This window comes from Roseovarius sp. B-10 (genome assembly GCF_056859295.1).
In genome coordinates, this window is the sequence record NZ_JBSXOE010000024.1 from 1 (window position 1) to 14,938 (window position 14,938).

At 60.2% G+C, this 14,938-nt stretch carries 15 protein-coding genes; 12 read left to right on the forward strand and 3 right to left on the reverse strand.

Features of this window, described 5'->3' with window-relative positions; genetic code table 11:
- From AC13D8_RS05175 to AC13D8_RS05210, 8 genes are all read left to right on the forward strand, one after another.
- The coding region (locus AC13D8_RS05175; RefSeq protein WP_348361624.1) for a transposase at positions 1-127 on the forward strand (127 nt) is incomplete at its 5' end.
- A gap of 269 nt (positions 128-396) precedes the next feature.
- Entirely contained in the window at positions 397-1,545 is a 1,149-nt protein-coding gene (locus AC13D8_RS05180) for a C4-dicarboxylate TRAP transporter substrate-binding protein (protein ID WP_482967944.1), read from the forward strand.
- Between the two features lie 27 nt (positions 1,546-1,572).
- Positions 1,573-2,091, forward strand: coding sequence for a TRAP transporter small permease (locus AC13D8_RS05185; RefSeq protein WP_482967945.1), 519 nt, complete (start codon positions 1,573-1,575; stop codon positions 2,089-2,091).
- The gene (locus AC13D8_RS05190; RefSeq protein ID WP_482967946.1) at positions 2,091-3,398 is read left to right on the forward strand and encodes a TRAP transporter large permease; all 1,308 of its coding nucleotides are present in this window, start codon (positions 2,091-2,093) and stop codon (positions 3,396-3,398) included. Before AC13D8_RS05185 ends, AC13D8_RS05190 begins: the two co-directional genes overlap by 1 nt.
- 43 nt (positions 3,399-3,441) lie before the next feature.
- Positions 3,442-5,484, forward strand: a complete 2,043-nt coding sequence (locus tag AC13D8_RS05195) for a hydantoinase/oxoprolinase family protein (RefSeq protein WP_482967947.1) — start codon at positions 3,442-3,444, stop codon at positions 5,482-5,484.
- The gene (locus AC13D8_RS05200; protein WP_482967948.1) at positions 5,485-7,107 is read left to right on the forward strand and encodes a hydantoinase B/oxoprolinase family protein; all 1,623 of its coding nucleotides are present in this window, start codon (positions 5,485-5,487) and stop codon (positions 7,105-7,107) included.
- 21 nt (positions 7,108-7,128) lie between these two features.
- The gene (locus AC13D8_RS05205) at positions 7,129-7,467 is read left to right on the forward strand and encodes a GYD domain-containing protein (protein WP_482967949.1); all 339 of its coding nucleotides are present in this window, start codon (positions 7,129-7,131) and stop codon (positions 7,465-7,467) included.
- 71 nt (positions 7,468-7,538) lie between these two features.
- Positions 7,539-8,414: a LysR family transcriptional regulator gene (locus AC13D8_RS05210; RefSeq protein ID WP_482967950.1), complete on the forward strand. Its 876-nt coding sequence runs from the start codon at positions 7,539-7,541 to the stop codon at positions 8,412-8,414.
- Between the two features lie 423 nt (positions 8,415-8,837).
- On the opposite strand, the gene AC13D8_RS05215 is transcribed toward AC13D8_RS05210, so the two are convergent.
- From AC13D8_RS05215 to AC13D8_RS05225, 3 genes are all read right to left on the reverse strand, one after another.
- Positions 8,838-9,029: a hypothetical protein gene (locus AC13D8_RS05215; protein WP_482967951.1), complete on the reverse strand. Its 192-nt coding sequence runs from the start codon at positions 9,027-9,029 to the stop codon at positions 8,838-8,840.
- Between the two features lie 4 nt (positions 9,030-9,033).
- On the reverse strand, positions 9,034-9,462 hold the full coding sequence (locus AC13D8_RS05220) for an XRE family transcriptional regulator (protein WP_482967952.1): 429 nt from the start codon (positions 9,460-9,462) through the stop codon (positions 9,034-9,036).
- Positions 9,463-9,913: 451 nt separating this feature from the next.
- Positions 9,914-10,873 (reverse strand): LysR family transcriptional regulator, encoded by a 960-nt coding sequence (locus tag AC13D8_RS05225; RefSeq protein ID WP_129431501.1) that lies wholly within the window; start codon positions 10,871-10,873, stop codon positions 9,914-9,916.
- A gap of 109 nt (positions 10,874-10,982) precedes the next feature.
- On the opposite strand from AC13D8_RS05225, the gene AC13D8_RS05230 reads away from it, so the two are divergent.
- Genes AC13D8_RS05230 through AC13D8_RS05245 form a run of 4 tightly spaced genes read left to right on the forward strand, consistent with a single transcriptional unit; the run spans position 10,983 to position 14,936 of the window.
- Positions 10,983-11,849 (forward strand): ABC transporter permease, encoded by an 867-nt coding sequence (locus tag AC13D8_RS05230; RefSeq protein ID WP_482967953.1) that lies wholly within the window; start codon positions 10,983-10,985, stop codon positions 11,847-11,849.
- The gene (locus AC13D8_RS05235) at positions 11,849-12,634 is read left to right on the forward strand and encodes an ABC transporter permease (protein WP_482967954.1); all 786 of its coding nucleotides are present in this window, start codon (positions 11,849-11,851) and stop codon (positions 12,632-12,634) included. Before AC13D8_RS05230 ends, AC13D8_RS05235 begins: the two co-directional genes overlap by 1 nt.
- 34 nt (positions 12,635-12,668) lie before the next feature.
- On the forward strand, positions 12,669-13,811 hold the full coding sequence (locus tag AC13D8_RS05240) for an ABC transporter substrate-binding protein (RefSeq protein WP_104018308.1): 1,143 nt from the start codon (positions 12,669-12,671) through the stop codon (positions 13,809-13,811).
- Positions 13,812-13,865: 54 nt separating this feature from the next.
- Positions 13,866-14,936 carry an ABC transporter ATP-binding protein gene (locus tag AC13D8_RS05245; RefSeq protein WP_482967955.1) on the forward strand — a complete coding sequence of 357 codons (1,071 nt, stop codon included), beginning with the start codon at positions 13,866-13,868 and terminating at the stop codon, positions 14,934-14,936.
- The last annotated feature ends 2 nt before the right edge of the window (positions 14,937-14,938 follow it).

Consider the following 14,938-nt stretch of genomic DNA (forward strand, 5'->3'; position numbering starts at 1 on the left):
CAACCGCATCGAGATCATGTTTGGCAGGCTCAAGGATTGGCGGCGCGTGGCGACACGTTATGACCGCTGTCCGAAGGTCTTCCTTTCAGCCATCGCCCTCGCCGCAGTCGTCATCTACTGGTTATGAATCCTGACCCTAGATGACGACTGCGCATCCGAAAGCCAGAAGAGATCAGGCATGTTTACCGTTCGGTGTTCGGTCGTGAACCACGCAACCCAGCGGAAATCGATGGGTGCTGACCCTAACCCCGTCCACTTCTTCGGGGTAAGATCAACTCGCTACCGAAAACTCATATTAATATCAATAATGATATTATTGAATGTGAAATCATTATTGGATTAATTAATTAAAACCCTCTTCACTTGTGAAACGAGTTCAACAGGAGGTAATCAACGATGAAAATCAGATCGATTTGCGCCTTGTCAGCCATCGGCTTAATGACATCCGCCCTGACCATCTCGGGGCCTGCAATTGCAGAAGACGTGGTGGAGTTCAATGCAAGCGTCTGGCTCCCCGCCACACACCCGCTCGCGAAACACTCCTATGTTGAATGGTTGCCGCGTCTGGAGGCGGCCTCCAACAGTACACTCATACCCAACCTCTTCACCGGCCCGGTCCTGCTGGCTCCCAACGAGCATTTGAGCGGGATTCGGGACGGCATCGCTCAGGTGGGCTATCACGCTGGCACCTACACTCCCGCCGACATCCCAGAAGACAACGTTCTCGCCCAAGTGGCCTTTGGCTATTCTGATCCCTTCGTCGCTGCCTTCGCGATTACCGAGGCGAACATGACTCTGCCGCAACTCCAGCAGCAGTGGAAAGACAACAACATTGCCTATCTGGGCGGGTATTCCACGTCGCCCTACGCGCTGCTGTGCTCACGCAAGGTGGAAACGCTGGCGGACATGAATGGCGTGAAGGTGCGGGTGCCGGGTGCGGCACAGTCCGACTGGCTCGCAAGCGTTGGCGGTGTTCCAGTCAACGTCCCGTCGAGCGAGATGTATGACGGCCTCGACAAGGGCCAGCTCGACTGCGCAGCGATCTCGGCCATCGACCTGAAAAGCCGCTCGCTCTGGGATGTCGCGGATCACGTGACGCTTCTCAGCCTCGGACTTTACTGGTCCGGCTACTCGCAAGGCGCCAACCGCGATTTCTGGCAAAGCCTCTCGGATGCACAGCGACAGGCATTCTTCGACACGCTGCCCGAAGCGATGATTGATGAGACGATCCAATATGTCGAAGGAGATGCCGAAGCCCTCGCCGAAGCACCCGATCACGGTGTCACCATCGTGGAACCTGCCGACGACCTAGTAAAGTCGATCGACGAGTTCGCAAGCGTCGTACGGAGCAATGCCGTGGCGCTGGGTCGGGACAGGTTCGGTGTCGAAGAGCCGGACAAGCTGCTATCAGATTTCGAAGCGATCATGGCGAAATGGGAAACTCGCCTAAACGACGTGGACCGGAGTGATCGGGATGCGTTGGTCAAGATCGCTCGTAAGGAGCTGTTCGGCAAGGCTGATGCATCCACCTATTCGATGGACTGATGGAACGACAAGGGGATAGCTGAGCAGATGACTAACGCCCTGTTCCGGCTCATTCGAGGCCTAAATATCGTGATCATGGCGATTTCCGGCCTCGTCCTCTTGTCCATGATGCTGATCGTCACCTCGGATGTCTTGTTTACGACCTTCCTTGGCACACCGATCCAGAACGTCATCGAGATCGTTGCGTTCTACATGATGGTCGGCATCGTCTTCCTTCCGCTTGGAAGCGCCGAGCTGCGGGACGACCATATCAAGACAGATATCTTTACTCAGAAACTTCCGCGCAAGGTCTGGCTGGTCAGTCAGGTGCTTGTGGGAGTGATCTCGATCTCAATCCTGTCTCTCCTCACTTACGTTTCGTTCGGCAAGGCGATTGAGGCGACAAGGCGCGGCGAGGTGATGATGGGCACCACCTTGATAGAAATCTGGCCAAGTCGCTGGATACTCCTGCTGGGCTTCGGCTTTTTCGTAGTCTGCGTGCTGTACACGACCCTGTGCCTTGTCTCGAAGACGAAGCCGCCGCACAGCGAAGAAGAGGGCAACTGATGTCGGGCGAAATGATCGGTGTCATCTGCGTTCTCGCGGCCTTCGCGATGATCCTGTTTCGGCTCAGCATCGGATTGTCACTGATCTGCGTGTCCTTCGTCGGCTTCACCTGGATCGTGAACACGAAGGCGGCGTTCAGCATGCTGGCTTCGGTTCCGTTTTCCTTCGTCGGGGACTGGAACCTTTCCGCGATCCCGATGTTCCTGCTGATGGGCTACGTAGCCAGCGGCACGGGCCTCACGGCGGGTCTCTTCCGGGCGGCAAGGCTGTTGCTTTCCCGTCTCCCCGGCGGGCTCGCGGTTTCGAGCGTGGGCGCGAGCGGGCTCTTTGCCGCCGCGTCCGGGTCGAGCATCGCCACCTCGGCCGCTATGGCCAAAATCGCCACACCCGAGATGCTCAATCACGGTTACCATCCCGGCCTCGCCACGGGGGTCATAGCCGCCGGGGGCACACTGGGCTCCATGATCCCGCCCAGCATCTTGTTGCTGCTCTACGGGTATTACGCAGAGGTGTCCGTCGGCCAGCTCTTCATTGCGGGTATCGTCCCCGGCCTTCTCACCATGGCCTTCTACTCGGCAATGATCATCACGCGGTGCAAGCTGGACCCGCGCCTTGCGCCGCCGGTCGAGGAGCACCCGAGCCTTGGCGAAATCATCGAGGCGCTGCGCGATGTCTGGCCTCTGCCGGTTCTGATCGCCAGTGTCATGGTGGGAATATTCGTGGGCTTCTTCACCCCGACGCAGGCCGGTGCCGTCGGCGCGTTCGCCGCCTGTCTTATCGCCATCACCCGCAGGACGTTGACGTTCGGCGCGTTGCGCAGTGCCGTTGAGGAGACACTTTACGGCACGGCTAGCATCTTTCTCATCCTGATCGGCACCACGATGCTGACGAACTTCCTTGCGCTGTCCGGCTTGCCGACCGCCATCTCCGAAAACGTCATGAATTCGGGCATCGGCGTATACACGCTACTGATCGCGATCGCGATCGTTTACATCTTCCTCGGCATGTTCGTGGACTCTATCGGCCTGATGCTGCTCACACTGCCGATCATCATGCCGCTCGCCGATGCCTTCGGCATAGACCTGATCTGGCTGGGGATCATCATCGTCAAGTTGCTGGAAATCGGCCTGATGACGCCCCCCGTGGGACTAAACGTGTACGTCATCAGCAGCGCGCTGGGAAGCAAGGTCGGGCTGAACACGATTTTCCTGGGGGTCTCGTGGTTCATCGCGACGGACCTGCTCTGCTTGTCGGTTATCATTCTCTTTCCTGTACTCGCGACTTTCCTGCCCGGCTTCGTGATGTGACAGGCACGCCACACAACTGAAATACAAAAGGAATACGAGAAACATGAGGGATCAGAAGACCCGTGTCGGGATCGAAGTCGGCGGCACGTTCACCGACATCGTTGCCATTACCGACGGCGTGATGCGGGTGGCGAAGGTGCCGAGCACGCCCGCATCGCCTGACATTGGCGCCATGAACGCCCTTGCCAAGCTCGGCATCGCGCCGGGCAATGTAAGTGAGCTGGTCCATGGCTCTACCGTCGCCACGAACGCGGTTCTTGAACGCAAGGGCGCACGCATGGCCATGCTGGTCACGAAAGGCACCCGCGATATCCTCTCTCTTCAGCGGCATGACCGGAAATCCATCTATGACCTCCAATACAAGAAACCCGAGCCAATCATTCCCCGGAACGACATCTTCGAGATTTCCGGCAGGATATCCGCATCCGGCGACATCGTATCACCGGTCGACATATCCGCGTTGACAGACCTGCTGTCGCAGAACACCGCGTCAGGAAACTACGACGTCATCGTGATCTGCCTGCTCAACAGCTATGCAAATCCGGCACACGAACTCGAGGTAAAGGAGATCGTCCAGACCCTTGCGCCCGGCCTTGCCACGATCTGCTCGCACGAAGTTTCGCGGGAGTTCCGGGAATATGAAAGGGCCTCCACAACGTCCCTCGCCGGGTTCGTTCAACCGGTATTGAAGGGATATCTGGGGCGCTTTGCTGCCACGCTCGAAGAGCAGGGATTTGCAGGTGGCCTCAGCTTCATGCAGTCCAATGGCGGGCGAATGCCGGCCACCGCGGTCGGCGATCAACCCATCACGGCCTTGCTGTCGGGACCGGCTGCCGGCGTTGTCGGTGCCGTCAAGGCGGCCGAGTCGCTGGCTATAGACGATGTCATCACCCTCGACATGGGTGGGACCAGCACGGATGTCGCCATCATCCAGAACGGCCGTCCCGGCCTTACGGCCCAGCTAGAGATCGATGGTCTCCCGATCCGAACGCCGGTTGTCGATATCGTGACAGTTGGGGCGGGTGGCGGCTCGATTGCGTGGATCGATGACGGCGCCATGCTCCGGGTAGGCCCCAAATCCGCGGGAGCGGCGCCTGGTCCAGCCGGGTATGGACGCGGTGGGATTCTGCCGACCGTCACCGACGCCAACCTCATTCGCGGCAGCCTGCGCCCGGACTCACTCGTGGACCAGGAAATCGATGTGGATATGGACGCCGCACGCAAGTCCTTAGACAACCTCGCTCAACGTCTCTCGCTCTCGCATAAGGACATGGCAGACGCCGTCATCCGTGTCGCGGAGTCGAACATCGTGCGTGCAATTCAGAAAGTTTCGACCGAGCGCGGCAAGGACCCGCGCCGGTTCACGCTCGTCGCCTTCGGAGGTGCGGCAGGTCTGCACGCGGCACGCGTCGCCGAGGAGTTGAACATCGGGCGGGTGTTGGTCCCGGTCAATGCGGGCGTCCTTTCGGCGATCGGCCTGCTGAGTTCGGATCATGTACACTACACGGTCGCGACCCACAGATGCGCACTGTCGGAAGAGAATCTCGGTCAGATCAAGGATGTCATCGCGACCCTGAAGACGGACGCACAGAACTATCTGGAAAAGGAAGGGGTCACCGGCGAGCCCATTTTCGAGGTCTTCCTGGAAATGAGGTATGTCGGACAGGCTTTCGAGATATCGGTCAAGATCGACCTGGAAGCGGTCAAGGAGCTGACAACCGGCGCCATCGCCAGATCCTTCGCGGCAGAGCATCACCGGATCTTCGAATTCTCGAAATCCGAGGACGCGCTGGCTGAAATCGTGTCCTTCCGGGTGGGCGCCCGGATCGTCTCGCACAGCCGGCCCCCGAAAAGCACCATCTCCGAAGGCCCAGGCGCTGCCGACCAACCGGATCAGTTGATCTGCCTGCGCGAGAACGAAAGCACACTCGAATGCAGGGTGCTGCGCTCCGAGCGGCTGGGCTCCACGGCCGAACCCGGCCCCCTGCTGATTGAGGACGGCACGACCACCATTCTCGTCCCCGACACATGGTCGGCCCGCCGAACCGAGCCACAGCACATCATCCTTGAAATGAGGACTGACTAAATGATCCTTTCGGACGTCGACAACGCCATCCTGAATCGCGCACTCATCGCGGCAAGTCATGAAATGGGCGCCAAGCTGATCCGGAGCGCGCACTCGCCGATCGTGCGGGAGGCGCAGGATTGCTCCGCCGCACTGACCGATCCGAAGGGCCGGGTAGTGGCGCAGGCGGAACTGACGGCCATCCAGCTTGGCTCGATATCGCACACGCTCGACCGATGCCTGGCGCTCTTTGCGCCCGGAACCCTGACACCGGACGATTTCCTCATCACTAACGACCCCTTCAATGGCGGTCAGCACGTTCAGGATATCTTCCTGTTTTCGCCCGTTTTCTTTCAGGAACAGCTCATCGGGTTCAGCGCGTCGGTCGTGCATCACATCGATGTTGGCGGCGGTGCCCCTGGCCTGAACGCAGAGGCGCGCGACGTGTTCCAGGAGGGCCTGATTTTTCCGCCGACGAAATACAGCTTCGATCGGGATTGGAATGGAGGTCCGCTGGAGAGAATGCTTGGCGCCAATGTGCGGATGCCCGAGGCCACGATCGGAGACATCAACGCGCAGTTTGCAGCTAATCGGATCGGCGCGAAGCGCCTCGCCACTCTTGCGGAGCAATACGGAGTCGACAAGCTGCTTTCGGCTATGGGCCGCGCTCTCGATTACTCCGAGACGCGGATGCGCAATGCGATTGCCGAACTTCCAGATGGCACCTTCTCCGCCGATGCGGAAATTGAGGGCGCGACAGGTGCATCCCCTACGACGAAAATTCGTGTCGAGGTCGAGATTTCAGGCGACCAGATGGACATTTCCTTTGACGGCACCGACCCGCAGCTGAAGAACAACCTCAACTGCCCCTACGCCTCGACGATCGCTGCGGCCATCGCCTGCGTCAAATCCGTTCTGACGAGTGACGATGTGCCATTCAACGAAGGGATTGCGCGTGCGGTGAGGGTCTCAGCACCGCTGGGCTCGATCCTTAATCCACGACCGCCCGCGGCGGTCCGTGCGCGCCTTCTGGCCAGTCATCGCGTTTTCAACAGTATCATGATGGCCCTCGCGCAGGTCTGCCCGGACAAGGTGATAGCAGAAGGCTTCGATACCACGACGCCCATCTGCCTGTCCCACCAGGGTGCCTCCGGCTACAGCATCTATCTCGAGATCCTTGGCGGAGGCTATGGGGCCGGCATGAACAATGATGGTGCTGACGGCGTCGATTGCCCGCTCTCTAATTGCTCTAACATCCCGATCGAAGCACTGGAGATGGATTACCAATTCATGCGCATTGAGAATTACGCATTGCGGCCCGGGTCCGGTGGGGCGGGGCGCAGGCGTGGTGGCCATGGTTTCGAGCGCAGCTATCGCATGCTCAAGGATGATGTGCTCTTCTCCACCTATACCGACCGCTTCAACATCCAGCCACGGGGCCTCATGGGTGGCCAACCCGGTGCGACCTGTTCCATCCATATCGAGCGCGACGGCACAGAGATTCCGCTGACCTCGAAAGCAAGCTGCACGCTCGAGAAAGGGGATCTGCTTGTCGTTAGGACTGGTGGTGGCGCGGGGTTTGGAGAGCCCGAAGAAAGATCCGAGAGAAACATCAGCAAAGATCGTCGTCTCGGTCTCGCGTAACGCACATCAAGGGAGTCAGAAATGAGCGTGAAAGTCCTCTACCTCGTGAAGTACGAGAACGATCAGAAAGCGGCAATGTTGAAATCAGAAGCGATGCGCGAACGCGCCGCGATCCATCGCAAGGCGATCGCCGATTTCGGCGGCGTACCGATCGCTCAATACGGCGCCTTTGGCGAATATGACATGGTGTACATCTACGAGATGCCCGACAACGCCCACCTCGCCGCCAACCTGCACTTGACCGACTCCTTCGGCCTTGCGAAATACTCGAAGGCGATCGTGCTCATGGACGAAGAAGAGTTCTCCCAATCCATGGTGATCGCCGCTGAAACGGAAACCGAGTATTCTCCAGCGACTTGACCGGCGCGAATTTTGCCTTTCATGCTTCCCGGCGACAGGTTTGACTTGATTGGAATGGGGAGTCCACCGGCATGGTTTTACGCCCGACCATAAGGCATCTCGTCGTTTTGAAGACCGTGGTCGAGGTGCGAAACGTGACCAAGAGCGCGGCGTTGTTGAACTCTTCGCAACCCTCGATAAGCCGCACGATCAAGGAACTCGAAGGGATCATCGGGAGGCAATTGTTCGACCGGACCACGAGGTCCATCATCCCGACCAATGCAGGCCGCGAACTCTACAATCGGAGCGTCGAGATCCTTTCGGATGTCGACGCTGCCCTTGCCTCCACTCGCGACGTCGCAGATGGCCGCTCCGGCGTTCTCAAAATCGGCTACATGGATTTCGCCATAGTCGGCCGCTTGCCACAAATCCTTCGCAAGTTCGGCTCCCAGAACCCACGTGTCCGGCTCGATACGCAATGGCACATGACACAGGACCAGGTTCATCTTTTGAGCACTGGCGAACTTGATGTGGGCTTCATCAGCGGCTCTCCGAACCTCTCCGGGCTGGCGAAACGCGAAATTTCCCGCGAACGTTTGTTCGCCGTCTTCCCGGAAGATCACAGACTGGCGGAACAAATTTCGATCAGCCTTGAAGATTTGTCCGGCGAAAATTTTGTCACCGGGGGAGACAATTGGCACCACTACACGGATCTCCTTATAGAGCTCTGTGTGCAGCATGGCTTCGTTCCACGAGTATCTCAAACGGCCTTCACACGAGACGGAATACTCGGCTTCGTTCTCGCGGGTGCGGGGATAACGATCTATCCTGAATGTATTCTGAATGTGCCGCGGCAGGGATTGCGTTATGTCCCTGTAGACGGTGTCGGCCGCCCGGTTATCATTTCGCTGGTTTGGAACGAGGCCAGCCCGAACCCTGTGCTCGCGTCATTCCTAGAACAGATTTAGTCTCTATTGACCTGGTCATGTGTGAGCGGTGTTCTGCCGTCATCTGTGAACCGGCGTGCAATCTTGACCTCGCAATGGAGTGCGCCCCTCGGGACGCACAGAATTAGCGAATTGAATTTAACGGGAGCGGGCTTTGAGAGGAAGAAAGCCCAAGCCAAGACGCCATCGCCGCCATAGCATGGAGTTCAAGCGCCAAGTCAAAGCCGAGCATCATGCCGGTGAGACCCTGCACGCATTCTCGGCGCAGTTTCATCTGCACAGGCCATGTGACAGGCATGGCGCTCCTGAGCGCTCTCACGGGCTCTGTAATGAAGCTGCCTTGAATGACAGGTCACGGTGAGACGCGTTTCGTTGTTGAAAGGTGGAAAAAGGACCTGGCAAGTCGCCTCGCGCGATCTGCATCACGGGCGACCTGCCACGCCGTCAGAACTTCCTGCACACGCGCCTGAGCAGCTGCTCGCGGCGAAGCGTCGGGCGCGGATCGCGACCATTGCCGACCATCCGGAGGAACTCCACCCATGCGACCTCGTTGTCGGTCAGGTCTTCAGGACCTACGGAAAGCGGGCGCGTGCGTGCATGGGCCTCATTGCTGGACGTGGCGCTGGGTGCCTTCATGCCTCTACCTCTTGAAGATCGCCCGGATCGCCGCGCGGCCGCGGCTGGTCATGCGCGGGTCGCTGTGATCCGAAGCCTCGCGGATCTCCTGAAGCCAGCCGAGCTCGTTGCCGGTGATCGGCGTGCCCATGATTTCCACGAGAGCATGCGCGGCGGTATCGCCCTCGATCTGCTCGAGCGTCAGGCGCAACAAATATGCGGGATCGCATTCCAGCGCACGCGCCAGGCTGGGCACGCGATCGAGCGGCAGCTTGCTGGAGCCACCCTTCAGCATCGAGAGCATGTTGACGCTGACGAACCCGGCCTCGACGGCGATCTCGATCTGCGACTTCCGGGGCTTGAGCTCCATCACGCGCTTCTCAATGTATTTCGCGAGCCGGGTCTCAGCGTAAGGTTTCTTCGGCATGGTCTTCCCCTTGATCAGTTGTCTCACAGCGCATCAGCTGCTTGCTTTATTCATAGCAACGGCCTGACGGGGAACGGGCGGGGAACAATGTTTATCCCGATGCCATAACGGCGGGAGAACAGCCATGTAGGAGAGGCGCTCTGTCAACGTGGCTTCCAGGGACCCTCACGCCCCGAGGCGGGAAGCACACCAAAGTATTCGCTGCGCGAGCAAACGTGCGACGTGCGACGTGCGAATCAAGGTGTTCCTGGAACGGGTTGATATGCTTATCTATGCGTCGAAATATGTTGTCCATATCGTGTATCGATGCAGTTAATCGTGTCCATTTTTACGGCGGTTACAAAGTTACAAAAATCATTTTAACTTATTGATTTTATTAATTCATGTCAGAATTCGAGTCCCTCCGGGCCTACCATTTCGATCCTTGTCGTGGCTGCGGGAGCCCGGCGACGATGACCATTCGGATCGCGGCGGTTTCTCAGCGATAGGTGCGTTGCTCCATCGGGGTTGCCTCGATCCGGGCACGCAGGCCCGCGAGCAGGGCCTGTTCGGCGCGGTTGAGCACCGCCTGCGGGTTCCACACCACATGCACATCGACGGCCGCTGTCTGGTCGTAGGGCGGCAATTGCCACAGAAGACCGTCGCGCACGTCGCGCGCGGCCACGTGCAGTGGCAGGGGGCCGATCCCGAGCCCCGCGACGATCATGCGCCGCACTTCCTCCAGATGGCTCGACGTGGCGATGATCTGATCACCCAGTTCGGCCTGCGCGCGCATCAGCGTCACCGGTTTCAGCGCGTCCTGCAAGCGGTCGGTTTCGAAGCTGACGGCACTCTGCCCCGTCAGATCGGCGCGCGTGAGGTTGCTCCGACCGAACAGCGGGTGCGGCGGACCGCAAAAGAGGCCGAAGAACTCGCGGTAGAGGCGCAGGTATTCCAGCCTCGGGTTGCGCTTGTGCACGAGGCAGATCGCGAAGGAGGAGGCGCGCGCAGAGACCGTCTCGATCGCCTGTGCCGAGGAATGCACCTCGATCGACAGGGTCGCACGCGGGTTCTCGGCGTGGAATTCGGCCAGCACCTGGTCAAAAAGCGGGCAAATCACGTGGGACGCCAGCGAGACGCGCACATGACCGGTAACCTCGTCGGTCATGTCGCGCATCAGCGTGGAAAGCCGCAGGATCGCCCCCTGGATATCGAGCGCTTCGCGATAGAGCGTCTCGCCTGCCTCGGTCAGCTCGAACCGCCCCGGCGCGCGGTGAATGAGCCGTTTCTCGACGCGGTTTTCCAACCTTTTCAATGCAGTGGACACCGATGGCTGGGTCAGGCGCAACCGGTTCGCCGCATCGGTGACGGAGCGTGACTGTGCCAGAACGACGAAGGTACGCAAGAGGTTCCAATCCATCTCGCGCATGATGCGTTCGGGGCTGTCGCGGCTCTCCATAGTTTTCATCTATTATCACAATTCTTATTATCTATTTGATTAATGATTGGCCGGTTTGCACCCTCGACGCAAGCCCGCAATGGACGGGCGGCGCATGAAGGGGAGACGCATGTCGGTCGAAGCCCGCGAGGCGAGACAGCCGTGGATATTGCTTTCGCCCGCCCTGGGGGCGGTGCTGTTCCTGCTGATCATTCCGCTGATGTTCATCGTGGTCTATTCCTTCTGGCTGCGCTCGGCCATGGGCGCGGATACGGTCGGATTCTACCTCGACAACTGGCAAAAGGCGCTCTCGGACCGGTTCTATCGCGAAATCCTGCTCAACACGCTCAAGATCGCGGCAATCACCACGGTGATCTGCGGGCTGATGGGCTATCCGGCGGCCTATTTCATCGCGCGTTCACGCGGCAGCAAGATGATCCTGCTGCTGCTTCTGATGCTGCCCTTCTGGATCAGCTACATCATTCGCACGATGAGCTGGATCAACATCCTCGGGACCTCGGGCGCGCTCAACACGTTGCTGATGACGCTCGGGATCATCAATGAGCCGATGCAGATGCTTTATAACGAGGCGACGGTGATCCTCGGCCTCGTGCATTTCCTGCTGCCCTTCATGGTGCTCAATGTCTATGTGAGCCTGGAGGGCATCGACACCAATCTGGAGGATGCCGCCAATTCCCTAGGGGCGACCCGGTGGGAGGCATTTACCCAAGTCACCCTGCCACTGTCGCTGCCCGGCCTCGCCGCCGGGGGTTTGCTGTGCTTCGTGCTGGGCGCGGGCACCTACATCACGCCGGTGATCCTTGGCGGACCGACAGATGCGATGTTTGCCAACCTCGTGTACGAGGCGATCATCACGCAGCTCAACTGGCCGCTCGGCTCCGCGCTGTCGCTCCTGCTGCTCGCTGTGCTGGGCGTGCTGGTGGCGATCTACAATCGCTATCTCGGCATGGCGCAATTGGCGAAGGGGCTGGGCTGATGGGTTGGCAGGCGATCCGAATCTGGACCGTTCTGGTCTATGGCTTCATGTTCCTGCCGGTGGCGGTGGTGGTGCTTCTGTCCTTCAACGCCAATCAGTTCGGCAGTTTCCCGATGACCGGCATGTCGCTGCGCTGGTTCGTGGAATTGTGGAACAACGATGCGGTGATGCGCGCCTTTCAGACCTCGATCGTGCTGGGGCTGATGACGGCGGTGATCTCGACCACCCTCGGCATCCTCGCCAGCCTCGCGCTGGTGCGCTACAGCGTGCCCGGGCGCAACACGATCACCACGCTGCTGATCGCGCCCATCCTGGTGCCCGAGGTGGTGCTCGCCGTGGCGCTCCTGCTGTTTCTAAACTGGCTCGGCCTCGGCAAGAGCTTTGCGCTGCTACTCGCCGGGCACGTGATCTTTACCCTGCCGTTCGTGATCCTCGTGGTGCAGGCGCGGCTGGTCAGCATCAAGCGCGACGTGGAGGAGGCAGCGCTCAGCCTCGGGGCCAGTCCGGTGCAGACGTTTTTTTCGGTCACCCTGCCGCTGATGCTGCCCGCCGTGGCCGCAGGCGCGCTCTTCGCCTTCACCATCAGTTTCGACGACATCACCGGCACGCTGTTCTGGAAACCCGGCGGCGTGGAGACGGTGCCGACGCAGATCTTCTCGATGCTACGCAATTCGATCAGCCCGGAAATCAACGCGCTCGGCACGGTGATGATCGTGATGACCGTGGGCCTGCCGCTGCTCGGTGCGGCAGTGGCTCGCAAACTCGCCATGAAAGGCGGCAACTAAGAACCGCCCCAACCCTCGACAAGGAGATATGACAATGGACAATACCAAGAGATATGAACGACTTCTCGAACGCTACCGCAACGGTGACCTGGACCGGCGCAATTTTCTGGGCCTGATCGGCGCGGCGGGGCTTGCCTATGGGGTGCAGACGCCTTTCGCCAAGTTCGCCCACGCGCAGGAGGTGCAACAGGTCCGATTCGACGGATGGGGCGGTGTCGTCTCCGAGGCGTTCCGCGAACATGCGTTCGAGCCTTATACCAAGGCGACCGGCATCGAGGTCGTGGACGGCACCTTTGCGGGCAGCGACGAGTATCTCGCGCAGGTCCGGTCCAGCCAGGAGGGCACGTACAACATCGCGCACCTCTCGGGCGTGTTCGACTATGCCCGCTACGTGAATTTCGGGCTGACGGTAAAGCTGAACCTCGACAATATCCCCAATATGTCGCTGGTGATGGACGCGCTGACCAACGCGTTCCGAGGGGTGACGCCGGATTACCTCTCGGCGGTGCCTTACGATTACGGCACCACGGGTCTGGCCTATAACCGCAAATATATCTCCGACGAGGAGATGAAGGAAAAGGGTGCCAGCATCCTCATCGACGAGGCCTACAAGGGCAAGATCGGCGGCTGGGGCGAATGGCGCACGCGGATCTGGTATGGCGCGCTCCAGACCGGCCAGGACCCCAACAACATCGAGGATATGGAGGCCGTCTGGGACGCGATCCGCAGCCACCGCGATCTGGCCCTGAAATACTGGTCGTCGGGGGCGGAACTGATGAGCCTGCTGGCGGAGGAGGAAATCTACGTCACCGAAGGCTGGTCGGGCCGTATCGCGGCCTTGCAACAGGAAGGCCACGACATCGGCTATTACGATGCGCCGGGCAGCTTTGCGTGGCAGGAATGCCTGCATGTTCTCAAGGGCAGCCCGGTCGAGGCCTGCGAGGAGTTGTTGAACTTCATGCTCGCACCCGAGACCTCCATCGCCGTGGCCGAGGGGCAGAACTATCCCCCCGCGCTCGACGGGACCAAGGTCGATCTGGGCGACAAGATCCCGACCCTGCCAGCCTATGATCCGACCGGCACGCTGGCCTCGCTCACCTTCGCCGATCCGAATTACTGGAACGGCAACGAGGCGGAATGGTCCGAGACCTTCAGCCGCGTGCAGCGCGGGTATTAAGCCAACGCCGCGCCCCATGCCGGGGCGCGGCTCATCCCCTGACAGGAGCCCCCGATGAGCGCCGTCACCCTGCAAGACATCGTCAAGCGTTTCGGCACCTTCACCGCCGTGCATCGCACCACGCTGGAAATCCCCGAAGGCGCTTTCCTGACGCTGCTCGGCCCGTCGGGCTGTGGCAAGACGACCAACCTGCGCATGATCGCCGGGCTGCTCGACCCGACCGAGGGCGAGATCCTGATCGGCGGCAAGCGCGTCAACGACGTGCCGATTCACAAGCGCAATCTCGGCCTCGTCTTTCAGAACTACGCGCTGTTCCCACACAAGACCGTGGCCGAGAACGTTGCCTTTGGCCTCAAGTATCGTGACGTACCCAAGGCGGACATTCCGGCCAAGGTGCAGGCGGCGCTGGAACTGGTGCAATTGCCCAATGTCGGCGACCGCTACCCCAAGGAACTGTCTGGCGGCCAGCAGCAGCGCATCGCGCTGGCCCGCGCCATCGTGATCGAGCCGGATGTGCTCTTGCTCGACGAGCCGCTCTCGGCGCTCGATGCCAACCTGCGCGAGGATATGCGCGTGGAGTTGAAGCGCATCCAGGAGCGCATCGGCGTGACCACCGTTTTCGTCACCCATGACCAGTCCGAGGCGCTCGCCATGTCGGACCTGATCGTGGTCATGTCCGAGGGGCGCGTGGAGCAGGTGGGCAAACCCGAAGAGGTGTATAACACCCCCGCCTCGGAATTCGTCGCCAATTTCCTCGGCGCATCCAATATCATGGTGGCGAAATGCACCGATCACGGCGCCGCCGTCATGCTCGAAGAGCCCACTTTCGGCCGCGTGCAGGTGCCCGCCGCCAAGGCCCCCAACCTCAAGGGCACGGGCGCGGCCAAGCTCGTGGTGCGCGCAGAAAAGCTGCTTCTGGCCCGCGATCCGGCGCCCGAGGGCGTGGTTTCTGTGCCCGCCACGGTGGAGACCGTGGATTACCAGGGGCAGGCGGTGCGCTACTTCGTGCGTGCGGGCGAGACGCAATTGCAAGCCATCAACTTGATCGACGAACACCCCTTCGCCGCGGGCGATGCGGTCCACCTGCACCTGCGTCCGCAGGATTGCGCGGCGCTGCCGGGATAAGA

Bases quoted from the DNA above. Each gene is read 5' to 3' on its own strand.
- AC13D8_RS05235 (WP_482967954.1), top strand. From the start codon at position 11,849: ATGGGTTGGCAGGCGATCCGAATCTGGACCGTTCTGGTCTATGGCTTC.
- AC13D8_RS05225 (WP_129431501.1), bottom strand. From the start codon at position 10,873: ATGGAGAGCCGCGACAGCCCCGAACGCATCATGCGCGAGATGGATTGG.
- AC13D8_RS05200 (WP_482967948.1), top strand. From the start codon at position 5,485: ATGATCCTTTCGGACGTCGACAACGCCATCCTGAATCGCGCACTCATC.
- AC13D8_RS05195 (WP_482967947.1), top strand. From the start codon at position 3,442: ATGAGGGATCAGAAGACCCGTGTCGGGATCGAAGTCGGCGGCACGTTC.
- AC13D8_RS05230 (WP_482967953.1), top strand. From the start codon at position 10,983: ATGTCGGTCGAAGCCCGCGAGGCGAGACAGCCGTGGATATTGCTTTCG.
- AC13D8_RS05205 (WP_482967949.1), top strand. From the start codon at position 7,129: ATGAGCGTGAAAGTCCTCTACCTCGTGAAGTACGAGAACGATCAGAAA.
- AC13D8_RS05180 (WP_482967944.1), top strand. From the start codon at position 397: ATGAAAATCAGATCGATTTGCGCCTTGTCAGCCATCGGCTTAATGACA.
- AC13D8_RS05190 (WP_482967946.1), top strand. From the start codon at position 2,091: ATGTCGGGCGAAATGATCGGTGTCATCTGCGTTCTCGCGGCCTTCGCG.
- AC13D8_RS05240 (WP_104018308.1), top strand. From the start codon at position 12,669: ATGGACAATACCAAGAGATATGAACGACTTCTCGAACGCTACCGCAAC.
- AC13D8_RS05185 (WP_482967945.1), top strand. From the start codon at position 1,573: ATGACTAACGCCCTGTTCCGGCTCATTCGAGGCCTAAATATCGTGATC.
- AC13D8_RS05210 (WP_482967950.1), top strand. From the start codon at position 7,539: ATGGTTTTACGCCCGACCATAAGGCATCTCGTCGTTTTGAAGACCGTG.
- AC13D8_RS05245 (WP_482967955.1), top strand. From the start codon at position 13,866: ATGAGCGCCGTCACCCTGCAAGACATCGTCAAGCGTTTCGGCACCTTC.
- AC13D8_RS05215 (WP_482967951.1), bottom strand. From the start codon at position 9,029: ATGAAGGCACCCAGCGCCACGTCCAGCAATGAGGCCCATGCACGCACG.